Below are 11,256 nucleotides of genomic sequence, written 5' to 3'. Positions count from 1 at the left end.
CTGCTCGAAACACTCCACCAACTGCTCGCGCTGATATTCGCTCAACGAACTTCGTGCTCTCAAAGAAAACTACTCCCTACTAGTCGGTAACTGATTTCTCAGTCCAACTAATGGGGAGCAGTTCATTTCCCGGGGGAGGGATTTTCTATACCTTGTGCTTGCCGATGCCCCCTTTTAACGCTTGGGGCTGGAGCTGGGCTGGGGGTTAAAGCAGGAGGAGTTTGAGGGTCAGGCCAATCATGATGACGCCGATGCCAACGTTAATCCACCGCCATACCTCGGGGCGGGAGAGGACGTGGGAGAAGCGGGCTGCTCCAAAGCCAATGACGGGGAACCACGTAAAGCTGGCGGCAATCGCACCGCCGGCGAAAAGCCACCGGCCGGGGTCTCCATACTGGTTGGCGATGCCGCCGAGCATGACCAAAACGTCGACATAGGCGCCAGGATTGAGCCAGGTCAGTGCCAGCGCGGTAAGCAGCGGCTTGACCCAGGAGGGCGAGCGCTTGATCTCTTGGCGTTGGGTGGTGGTAGTGGTGGCTACAGAGCCATGCTCGGTGCCGGCTCCACCCGAGGAGTCGCTGTCGCCGTCGAAGGTCGCGACTTCCTCGGTGGAATTGGGGGAAGTGGATTCCACGTCGATGGCCTCGCCTTTGGTTTTAAAGGCATCGCGGAAGCAGGTGAAGGTGAAAAAGGCGAGGTAGGCTGCGCCGATGTACTTGAGCGCCTCAAGTGCAGTCGGAAAGCGCTCCACCAGGTAGCCGACACCGGCGGTGCCGGAGGTAATAAGGATGACATCGGAAAGCGCGCACACCACGATGATGAGCCCGATGTGATCGCGGCGGATACCGTATTTCAACAGCATCGCATTTTGGGGGCCGACGGCCACAATGAGCGATAAACCAAGCACAAAACCAGCTAGCACGATGGACATGCCTCTAGTGTGAATCCAAGCCTTAAATAAGTCCAGTTAATCTATCTTCATATGGTTTAGAATAGCTTCATGAACCCCGTACATTTGGAAACCTTGCTGGCCATCGTGGAAGAAGGAAGCTTTGAGGTTGCCGCTTCGGTCCTGGGAATTTCTCCGTCTGCGGTGAGCCAACGCATCAAGGCCTTGGAGGCGAGTACCGGTCGCGTGCTGGTGCGGCGGGCGAACCCGGTGGGGGCGACGGAGGCCGGGGAGATCTTGGTGCAAGCGGCCCGGCGTATGGCGTTGGTGCAGGCAGAAACCGATGCGCGGTTAGGCCAGCGCCTAGCGCGCGTGCCCCTGTCGGTGGCCATCAACTCCGATTCGCTGGCCACGTGGTTTACGCAGGTATTAAGCGATACCGCGCAGCGGGGTGACGTTGCACTGCGCATCCGCATTGAGGATGAGGCACGCACCCTGGCGATGTTGCGGCGCGGCGATGTTTTAGGCGCTGTGACGAGGGAACATTCGCCGGTATCCGGGTGCGATTCCACGTTTTTGGGAACCATGCGCTATTTCGCCGTCGCCGCCCCGCACATCGCGGAGCACTTCCACGCGGGCCAACTGACCTGGGAGACGATGCCGCTGGTGGGCTATGGCCCCAATGACCAGGTGCTTGATGATGCTATGCGGGATCGCTTTATTGATTCCCATGTTGTGCGCGCCCGGGTTTCGCAGATTCCCTCTTCGGAAGGCTACCTGGAGGCCGTGCGCGTGGGCCTGGGGTGGGGGCTATTGCCGCAGGCCCAGGCCCAGCCGCTGGTGGAATCGCAAGAGCTGTTGCTTCTCGATGACCACCAGCTCGACATCGACCTCTACTGGCAGCGCTGGCGCCTAGAATCCGAGGTCTTAAGCGATCTGACGCGGTCGGTGATTAACGCGGCTGCGGCGCTGGGAAGAGCTTAAGTTGGAAGTCTTCTGGGTTCTTTACTTCCTCGCCGGAGGGGATGGGACCTGGCAGTTGCACGCCAGGAGCGAAGGGCTGGCCGCCAAAACGGTCGCGGTCGTGCGGCTCTGCTAACCAGGACATATCCGGCCCCACCGGAACGATGCGGGTGGGGTTGATCTCGGAATGAGTGGCAAAGTAGTGCTGCTTGATTTCGGTGAAATCGGTGGTATCACCAAAACCTGGCAACTGGAAAAGTTCTTGCAGGTAGCCGCGCAGGTTGGGCAGTTCTTGAATCTTGTGGCGCGAGCATTTGAAGTGCGAGTAATACACGGGGTCGAAGCGTATAAGAGTGGCAAATAGGCGGATATCGGTCTCGGTAATGTGATCGCCGACCATATAACGCTGGGTGCCTAGGCGCTTCTCGGCCCAATCGAGTGCCTCCCACAGCTGGTCATAGGCCTCTTCGTAGGCTTCTTGCGAACCGGCAAAACCGCAGCGGTACACGCCATTATTGATGCCGTGGAAAATGTACTCATTGAGCTCTTCCATCTCCTCGCGGTGCTGCTCTGGGAAGAGATCCGGGGCGCCTTCTGCTTGGAAGTCCGTCCACTGCTCAATAAAATCGCGCACCATAGAGGGGTAATCATTGGTGACCACGCGGCCCGTTGATTCTTCTACCAGGGCGGGTACGGTAATACCGCGGGGATAGTCCGGGAAGCGCTCGAAGTAGGCTTCCTGCAGGCGCTTGTAGCCCAAAACCGGGTCTACCTCGCCCTCATCTAAGTCGAATGTCCAGGACCGCGCGTCGTGTACGGGCCCGGCGAGGGCTAGGGAAATGGAATCTTCTAAACCTAATAAGCGGCGGGCGATGACCGCGCGGTGTGCCCACGGGCACGCGCGGGCGGCAACCAAGCGGTAGCGGCCAGCCTCCATCGGCCAATGAAAGGTGTCATCATCTTGTGCGGTTACCTCGGATACCGCAGGTGAAATGCGATCCTCGATATAGGTGGTATCACGAATAAACTCGCCGTCTGGTGAAGCATTGTGGGCATCTCCTGCCCAATCGGAGTCGTGTAAAGTCATCGATTCACTCCCAATTCTGGTGGATTGATAAGGCGGGGAAGTGTCCCGCCGGCAATTAATGTTTATATGTCAACTACATGACATTGTTGATGTTACAACAAGTTGCGGGCCAGGGGAAGGGAGGTGGGGGAACAATTGCGGCGCGCCGTTAACGGTACCGCAAAACTGCAGGCAAGTGTCTTAAATTGGTCATATGAGCGATAAGCAGCAACCGGATAAAGCCAACCCCCTAGATGAGGATCTCAACGTCCCGGCCTACGATTCTGTGCAGCGGGATAACCCCGATGTCTTCGCGCGCGCAGGGCGGGCCGAACCGCAAGAGATTCGGCCACAGAAGCAGGAGGCGGCGGAGACGGAAGTTATGCCCAATCCTGCCGCTAATGAGGCTGGACAGGAAGGGGGCAATCAATCTACCGGTGAGGATACCCAGGTATTAGATCCCTCGGCGGCGGCGCAGACCGAAGGTTTCGCGGCTGAAGGTGCTGCCCTGACCCCAGAGGAGCAGGCGGAACAAGAGCGCAAGCTACAGCAGGAGCAGGAGGACAAGGAAGGTTATAAGCGCTATGGGCGCCGCGGCACCATTGACTTTGGTCTCTTCTTCGTCCGATTGGCTATGAGTGCTTACCTCATTATTGCCGGAGTATCCACCTTCTTCTCGCTGGGCGATGGCGCGGGTGTCTCCGGGCTAGAAGGCGACTACTCTGAGTACGCTTGGGCCAATTCGTTTGCCCTTGCGGTGCCTACCGTGCAGCTGATTGCCGGCGCGTTTCTCCTGTTGGGTCTGATTAGCCCGCTGGCAGCAATGCTTGGCTTGGTCGTTACCGGTTTCACCGCCTTGCACGAGCTGGCGGAATCAGGCGCCGGTCTCCAAGTCTTTGACTGGCCGGACTCGGTATGGCTGTCCCTGGTACTTTTCTTTATCGCGATTGGCCTGCAATTTACCGGTCCTGGTTTCATTTCCTTGGACTTTGGCCGCTCTTGGGCGCGGCGCCCGCTGGGCACGTCGTGGGTCTTTGTGGTGGTTGGCATCGCCATCCTGGTCGCCGTGTGGTTCTTCGGCGCGGCCGTAAACCCCATTGCTTAGCCTGTTATTCGCTACCGCGTGAGTGGATCCCCGCCGCAGTCAATGCGGTGGGGATTTTCTTTGTACCCTTGCTTTCCACTATGGAAAGTGAAAGGATTGCCATAAAGGAAAGTAAGCAAAGCTGGATTTTGAGATGGTGGCAGAAAAGATGGAAGATGAGCTAAAGAAGTCGCTCGAGTTTAATGACAGCCTGCAGGATCAAGGGGCTGAGCGTAAGCGGCTGGTGCAAAATATCCTCCTAGTGATTGCATTGGCAGCGATCTATGTGGGAATGACCGTATTCGCGGAGGTGATGCACCCCGTCGCGTTTCTCATTTTCTACTTTGTTCTTATAGGACTCTTGGTGTGGGCGCTGCTTCATTACCAAAATAAGGTGCGGACCAGCTATCGCCAGGATCCGTATACCCAGCCCAAGGCTGATAAGAAATACTACGCGGGGATGGCAGTAATACTTGTCCCGATGTTTGTTACGAACATGCTGCGTGAGCACACGTGGGCATTGGTAATCTTCATGGTCTTGTGGGCAGCGGCAATGGTCTGGGTGCTGCAATCTCGTGCCTTGGACGTTGCAGCGCGGCAAGGAGAGGGCCGCAGTGCTCAGTGACATTGACCCGGTTATCTATCCGCTCAATCGCTTCAAAATCTGCGCAGTTTTGAACGCGCGGGGTGCGGTGGAGGGACAGGTGCGCCGCGAGATGCGCTTCGCGGCGCTGCGGGAAGAAGTAGACCAATCGGCCGCCACCTTATCCAAACAATTAACCGCCCTAGAAAAGGAAGGCTATATCAGCCGGTTTCGCGAGTACGGGTCTTCCCGCGATAAGGACACCGTGTGGGTCATGCTGACTGCTACTGGCAAGTCAGCATTCGATGCCCACCTCGCGGCCATTCAAGAGATGGCGCGTTAGTTCACGTAGCCGTCTACCACGCGCACCGCGCCGCGGTCTGCGGAGGTCGCCATTGCGGCATAGGCGCGCAGCGCCTTGGTAATGGGGCGGTTGCGGTCTACAGGCGTCCATGGCTTTTCGCGTTGTTCTTGCGCGGCGCGGCGGCGCTCCAGAACATCATCGTCCACGTCGAGCGTGAGCTCGCGCTCGTGGATATTGATGGAAATAGTGTCGCCGTTCTCAATGAGCCCGATGAGTCCCTGGTGGGCGGCCTCAGGAGAAATGTGGCCAATGGAAAGCCCGGAGGTGCCGCCGGAGAAGCGGCCATCGGTAATCAAGGCGCAGGCCTTGCCCAAGCCGGCACCCTTGAGGAAGGACGTCGGGTGCAGCATTTCCTGCATGCCGGGGCCACCGGACGGACCCTCGTAGCGAATGACGACCACATCGCCAGGTTGGACTTCTTTATTCAAGATGATGGACACGGCCTGCTCTTGGGACTCCACCACGCGGGCTGGGCCAGAGAAGGTCCACAGCTCTTCTTCCACGCCGGCGGCCTTGACGATGGCCCCGTCCGGCGCCAAGTTGCCGCGCAGGACCACCAGTCCACCGTCGGAAGAAAAGGCGTGGTCAGCATCGTGAATGCAGCCATTGACCGCGTCCGTATCCAGTTCATCCCACCGGTTGGACTGGGAGAACGGCTCCGTGGTGCGCACGCCGCCTGGAGCGGCGTAGTAGAGCTCGCGGGCCTGATCGGTTACGCGAGGATTGCGGATATCCCAATCATCGAGCCACTGCTCCGCATTGTCATAGAGCGCGGTGTGCACCTTGAGGTTGAGGTGGCCCGCGCGGCGCAGCTCGCCCAAGATAGCCGGAATGCCGCCGGCGCGGTGTACATCCTCGATGTGGTAGGTGCCGTTGGGCGCGACCTTGGACAAGCAGGGGACGCGGTAGGAGATGTCATTAATATCATCCAGCGTGAAGTCCACTTCACCCTCTTGCGCTGCGGCAAGGGTGTGCAGGATGGTGTTAGTGGATCCGCCCATGGCCATATCGAGGGCCATGGCATTGCTAAAGGCTTCCTTGGTCGCGATATTGCGCGGCAGGACGGACTCGTCTTCCTCGCCGTAGTAGCGGCGGCACATATCGACGATGGTGGAACCGGCCTTTTCAAAGAGATCGCGGCGAGCACTGTGGGTGGCCAACGTGGTGCCATTGCCAGGAAGCGCCAAACCGAGCGCCTCGGTCAAGCAGTTCATGGAGTTAGCGGTAAACATGCCGGAGCAGGAACCGCAGGTGGGGCAGGCGGATTCTTCCACCTGGGCCAAGCCAGCATCGGAAACGCTATCATTCGCGGATGCGGTGATAGCGGTAATCAGGTCAGTCGGCGCATGGGCAACGCCATCGACCACGACGGCCTTGCCGGCCTCCATAGGTCCGCCCGAGACAAAGATCGTGGGGATATTCAACCGCATTGCGGCATTGAGCATGCCCGGGGTGATCTTATCGCAGTTAGAGATGCAGACGAGGGCATCGGCAGTATGCGCATTGGCCATGTACTCGATGGAATCGGAGATGATTTCGCGCGAGGGCAAGGAGTACAGCATGCCGCTGTGGCCCATGGCAATGCCGTCATCCACGGCAATGGTATTGAACTCCTTGGGTACGCCACCGGCTTCGCGGACGGCATCGGCGACGATATCCCCAACGTTTTTTAGGTGCACGTGGCCGGGGACGAACTGCGTATAAGAGTTGGCGATAGCGACGATGGGCTTGCCAAAGTCGTTTTCCTTGGTGCCAGTAGCGCGCCACAAGGCACGCGCACCGGAGGCTTGGCGTCCGACGGTAGTTACTTTAGAGCGCAGTGGGAACATGGATTAAGTCACTATTCCTTATGGATTGGTCAAATGGGGGAGAAAGTAGATTTAGTTTTCTGCCGAATCTTTAAGTTCGGGGTGCTTTTCTAGGTATGCAGCATATTCCTCTTTGCTTAAGAGGATCTGCTGCCCGTCGCGGTGCACGATGACGACCTTGTCGTCGGCTGCCTCGCGGCCCTGGGTGAGGGCATCGGGAATGCGCCCGCGGGATGCTTGTGCCAAGCGGGGCAGTGAGTTGAAGGTTACGCCAGGCAGGTTGTGTTTCGCACCATTTTTAGTCTGCGCGAAGGCCCGGGCGCGCTGGAAGCCAATCCCGGCGAAATCATCCCATGCGATGGAAACGTTTTTCCGGAACGCATAAGAAATGGAAATGCCTTTCTCAGAGATCCGCGTGCGGGCCTTGATGACCCACCAGAGGCCGATTACGGGGATAATCAGCAGCCACCCCAGGTATTTGGGCGCCCAGCCAATGCTTAATAAGGCGATCGTGGACAAAATTAAGATGCCCAAGATGTGGTCGCGGGAAGGGGTGAAGACCTCTGCCTGGGTGGTGGACTGACGAGGTTGTTTGTCCTGTGCTGGTGGGGTCATAGTCAGCCAGCCTAATTGACCATGTGGTGGGGAAGCGAACCATTTTTTCGCCGCGTTTCATCATATGAGAAACTTTTCCCAAAAGGGGGTAACGGCTTCCAGATATAATTCTATCGGTATATAGTTGGAAATATGATCATGATTCGACTTCAGGTGGTACGAGCGCGGCGGTGACCGCGACGTTTCCTGAACGTCGACGCTTTCGCCCCCGCAGACCACCGGCCCGCGGGGGCTTTAGTTGTAACTAGGGCGTTTTCGATGATCAGTTTCCATGACAGACCAACCCAAGGAGCACATACACCGTGGTAACGACATCCTCGCCCACGCCTGCTTCCGCGGCCGCTGCAAAGACAGCTGCGTCAGCGGAGCGAATGAGTGGGGCTCATGCAATTGTCCGCACGCTGGAAGATCTGGGCACCGATCTCGTATTCGGTATTCCAGGCGGTGCCGTGCTTCCGCTCTACGATGCACTGCATGGTTCAACCAAGCTTCGCCACGTGCTAACCCGCCATGAACAAGGCGCCGGCCACGCCGCCGAGGGCTATGCGCAGGCATCCGGAAAGGTGGGTGTGTGCATCGCTACCTCCGGTCCCGGTGCGACCAACTTGGTTACGGCGCTTGCCGATGCCAACTTGGACTCCGTTCCCATCGTCGCCATCACCGGCCAGGTGGGCAGTAACCTTTTGGGTACCGATGCCTTCCAAGAGGCCGATATCCGCGGTGTCACCATGCCGATTACCAAGCACAATTACATTGTGACGGATCCCTCAGAGATCCCTTCTGCTATTTCGGCTGCCTTCCACTTGGCCTCCACTGGCCGCCCCGGTCCGGTGCTCGTGGATATCCCTAAGGACGTGCAAAACGGCTTTTTGGATTATCGCTTTCCGGAAACGCTTGACCTGCAAGGATATAAGCCAGTCACCAAGCCACACCACCGGCAGGTAGCTCAGGCCGTGGAATTGATGTCGCATGCGGAAAAGCCCGTGCTCTATGTCGGCGGCGGAGTCGTTAAAGCTAATGCCTCCCAAGAGCTGCTGGAGTTTGCGGAGCTCACGAATATCCCGGTGGTTACCACCCTGATGGCGCTGGGCACCTTTCCGGACTCTCACCCGCTGCACATGGGGATGCCGGGCATGCACGGCACAGTTCCGGCCGTCGCGGCGATGCAGCGTGCTGACCTCATCATTGCCATCGGCGCCCGCTTCGATGACCGCGTGACCGGCGATACCTCAACATTCGCGCCAAATGCGAAGGTCATCCACGCCGATATTGACCCAGCTGAGATTGGCAAGATCCGGGAAGTTACAGTTCCCATCGTCGGCGATGCCAAGAAGTGCTTGACCGCGCTTAGCAAGGAGTACCGCAAGAAGGATGTGCAGCCAGCCACCGAGGTGAAACAGTGGCACGATTACCTGCGCGGCATGCAAGAGCGTTTCCCACGCGGTTATGAGCCCACCGATGATGGCCTGCTGAATCCACAATTCGTCTTGGAAAAGCTCAGTGAAACCGTGGGGCCGGAAGCTATCTACTGTGCGGGCGTGGGCCAGCACCAGATGTGGTCCGCGCAGTTCTTGGACTTTGAACACCCGCGTTCCTGGATCAACTCCGGTGGCGCTGGAACCATGGGCTATGCCGTTCCCGCTGCCTTGGGTGCAAAGGCAGCGCGTCCAGATAAGGAAGTCTGGGCCATCGATGGTGATGGCTGCTTCCAAATGACCAACCAGGAACTTACCACTGCAGCCTTGGAAGGCTTCCCGTTTAAGGTTGCCGTCATTAATAACGGCAGCCTTGGAATGGTCCGGCAGTGGCAGACGCTGTTTTATGATCAGCACTATTCGCACACCAAGCTGCGCGAAGAAAACGCCTTCACCCCGGACTTCGTCCGTTTGGCCGAAGCGCTCGGTTGTGAAGCCATCCGGGTCACGAGCGAAGAAGAAGTCGTTCCGGCCATTAAGCGCGCGCAGGCAATTAACGATAAGCCAGTCGTCATTGACTTCATCGTCGGCCAAGATGCGCAGGTGTGGCCGATGATCGGTGGCGGTGCCTCCAATGAGGAAATCCAGTACGCCCGCGGCCTGCGCCCGCTTTTTGATGAAGCTGAATCCGCCGCGGAGACCCCGGCTGAGATCGACGAAACCATTCAGGAGGCATAAACCATGACGCAAAACGAGGTAACTCGGCATACCTTATCGGTATTAGTTGAGGATGTAGAAAGCATCATCGCCCGCGTGGTGGGAATGTTCAGTCGCCGTGGCTACAGCTTGGTGTCCCTGGTCTCCGCGCACACGGAAACCCCGGGAATTAACCGGCTGACCATCGTTGTGGATGCCTCTGAAGTGATCATTGAGCAGGTAACGAAGCAGCTCAATAAGCTCATTCCGGTCATCAAGGTCGTGGAACTCAAGGAAGATTCCACGGTTGCTCGCGCCATCATGCTGGTGAAGGTAGCGGCCGATAATTCCAACCGCGCACAGGTGGTGGATGCGGTGAATATCTTCCGCGCCCGCGTGGTCGACGTGGCAAAGGAATCGGTTGTCGTGGAAGCTACCGGTACGCCGGGCAAGCTCGCGGCGCTGCTTGAAGTCCTCGAGCCCTTCGGTATTCGCGAACTCGTGCAATCGGGCCACGTAGCCTTGGGGCGCGGCCCGAAGGCTACGGCTCCCAAAAAGTAAATAAAATCTCACGATGTGAACACATTGTCCCGCTCAGTGATATATACTCTGCGTTAGGACGCTTCATTACAGCTTTTCCTACCAAAGAATTGAGGATTTGAAATGGCTATTGATACCTACTACGACGATGATGCTGACCTGTCGATCATCCAGGGCCGCAAGGTAGCGGTCATCGGCTACGGCTCCCAGGGTCACGCCCACTCCCAGAACCTGCGCGATTCCGGCGTTGAGGTTGTTATCGGTCTGCGCGAGGGCTCTAAGTCCGCAGCCAAGGCAGAGGAGGCTGGCTTCGAGGTCAAGTCCGTCGCGGAGGCATCCAAGTGGGCCGACGTCGTTATGCTGCTGGCGCCGGATACCTCCCAGAAGGAGATCTTCGAAGAGCACATCGCCCCGAACCTGGAAGACGGCAATGCACTGCTGTTCGGTCACGGCCTGAATATCCACTTCAAGCTGATTGAGCCGGCTGCGTCCGTCACCGTCGGCATGGTTGCGCCTAAGGGCCCTGGCCACCTGGTCCGCCTCCAGTTCGTAGACGGCAAGGGTGTTCCTTGCTTGATCGCCACCGAGCAGGATCCGAAGAACGAGGGTCATGACCTGACCCTGTCCTATGCCGCTGCCATCGGTGGCGCCCGCGCGGGCGTTATCCCCACCACCTTCGAGGCGGAGACGGTCACCGACCTCTTTGGTGAGCAGGCCGTCCTGTGCGGTGGTGTCGAGTTCCTCATCCGCAACGGCTTCGAGGTCCTCACCGAGGCCGGCTACGAGCCAGAGATGGCTTATTTCGAGGTCCTGCACGAGATGAAGCTCATCGTGGACCTGTTGTTCGAGGGCGGCATTGCCAACATGAACTACTCGGTCTCTGATACCGCTGAGTTTGGTGGCTACATCTCCGGCCCACGCATCATCAACGCTGATACCAAGCAGCGCATGAAGGACGTTCTGTCCGATATCCAGGATGGCACCTTCACCAAGCGCCTGCTCGCCAACGTTGAGGGCGGCAACAAGGAGCTGGAAGACATGCGCGAAGAATTTGCGCAGCACGAGATCGAAAAGACCGGCACCAAGCTGCGCGATCTCATGAGCTGGGTCAAGAACCCATTGGACGCTACTGCCTAGTCACTAGCTGAAGTCACTGCGGCCCGCGGGAAACTCCCCGTGGGCCGCTTTTGTGCCTTTGCTGAGCATTGTCGCAGCACCTAAGTCTGTGAGGTG

The 11,256-nt window shown here is 58.1% G+C and carries 11 protein-coding genes; 7 read left to right on the top strand and 4 right to left on the bottom strand.

The genetic code is table 11. The features are described 5' to 3' along the window. Nucleotides 1-205 precede the first annotated feature (205 nt). Nucleotides 206-931 (bottom strand): LysE/ArgO family amino acid transporter, encoded by a 726-nt coding sequence (locus QP891_RS08060; protein WP_284782914.1) that lies wholly within the window; start codon nucleotides 929-931, stop codon nucleotides 206-208. A 69-nt stretch (nucleotides 932-1,000) separates the two neighbouring features. Between QP891_RS08060 and QP891_RS08055 the strand changes: the two genes are divergently transcribed. Continuing rightward, nucleotides 1,001-1,873 (top strand): ArgP/LysG family DNA-binding transcriptional regulator, encoded by an 873-nt coding sequence (locus QP891_RS08055; protein ID WP_284770554.1) that lies wholly within the window; start codon nucleotides 1,001-1,003, stop codon nucleotides 1,871-1,873. Here the strand turns inward: QP891_RS08055 and QP891_RS08050 are convergent. Further along, nucleotides 1,842-2,939 (bottom strand): glutathione S-transferase family protein, encoded by a 1,098-nt coding sequence (locus QP891_RS08050; RefSeq protein WP_284770553.1) that lies wholly within the window; start codon nucleotides 2,937-2,939, stop codon nucleotides 1,842-1,844. The genes QP891_RS08055 and QP891_RS08050 overlap by 32 nt on opposite strands. A gap of 193 nt (nucleotides 2,940-3,132) precedes the next feature. On the opposite strand from QP891_RS08050, the gene QP891_RS08045 reads away from it, so the two are divergent. From QP891_RS08045 to QP891_RS08035, 3 genes are all read left to right on the top strand, one after another. Further along, nucleotides 3,133-4,023, top strand: coding sequence for a DoxX family membrane protein (locus tag QP891_RS08045; protein WP_284770552.1), 891 nt, complete (start codon nucleotides 3,133-3,135; stop codon nucleotides 4,021-4,023). A gap of 133 nt (nucleotides 4,024-4,156) precedes the next feature. Beyond that, a complete protein-coding gene (locus tag QP891_RS08040) occupies nucleotides 4,157-4,627 on the top strand; it encodes a cb-type cytochrome C oxidase subunit IV (RefSeq protein ID WP_284817026.1) in 471 nt (156 codons plus the stop codon). Next, the gene (locus QP891_RS08035; RefSeq protein ID WP_284770550.1) at nucleotides 4,617-4,928 is read left to right on the top strand and encodes a transcriptional regulator; all 312 of its coding nucleotides are present in this window, start codon (nucleotides 4,617-4,619) and stop codon (nucleotides 4,926-4,928) included. The genes QP891_RS08040 and QP891_RS08035 overlap by 11 nt, the downstream gene beginning before the upstream one ends. Here QP891_RS08035 and ilvD read toward each other — a convergent pair. After that, nucleotides 4,925-6,778: a dihydroxy-acid dehydratase gene (ilvD, locus tag QP891_RS08030; RefSeq protein WP_284770549.1), complete on the bottom strand. Its 1,854-nt coding sequence runs from the start codon at nucleotides 6,776-6,778 to the stop codon at nucleotides 4,925-4,927. The two genes, QP891_RS08035 and ilvD, sit on opposite strands and share 4 nt — an antisense overlap. A 51-nt stretch (nucleotides 6,779-6,829) precedes the next feature. Further along, complete coding sequence (locus QP891_RS08025) at nucleotides 6,830-7,372, bottom strand: PH domain-containing protein (RefSeq protein WP_284770548.1); 543 nt, start codon at nucleotides 7,370-7,372, stop codon at nucleotides 6,830-6,832. Between the two features lie 302 nt (nucleotides 7,373-7,674). Here QP891_RS08025 and QP891_RS08020 point away from each other — a divergent pair, with 302 nt between their 5' ends. From QP891_RS08020 to ilvC, 3 genes are all read left to right on the top strand, one after another. Beyond that, entirely contained in the window at nucleotides 7,675-9,525 is a 1,851-nt protein-coding gene (locus QP891_RS08020; RefSeq protein ID WP_284805906.1) for an acetolactate synthase large subunit, read from the top strand. A 3-nt stretch (nucleotides 9,526-9,528) separates the two neighbouring features. Further along, complete coding sequence (gene ilvN / locus QP891_RS08015; protein ID WP_284770546.1) at nucleotides 9,529-10,044, top strand: acetolactate synthase small subunit; 516 nt, start codon at nucleotides 9,529-9,531, stop codon at nucleotides 10,042-10,044. A gap of 102 nt (nucleotides 10,045-10,146) precedes the next feature. After that, nucleotides 10,147-11,160 carry a ketol-acid reductoisomerase gene (gene ilvC / locus QP891_RS08010; protein WP_284770545.1) on the top strand — a complete coding sequence of 338 codons (1,014 nt, stop codon included), beginning with the start codon at nucleotides 10,147-10,149 and terminating at the stop codon, nucleotides 11,158-11,160. Nucleotides 11,161-11,256 lie beyond the last annotated feature (96 nt).

The sequence above is a fragment of the Corynebacterium sp. MSK310 genome (assembly GCF_030227355.1).
In the GTDB taxonomy this organism is placed as follows: Bacteria; Actinomycetota; Actinomycetes; order Mycobacteriales; family Mycobacteriaceae; genus Corynebacterium; species Corynebacterium rhinophilum.
This window is presented reverse-complemented; position numbering and strand designations above follow the sequence as displayed.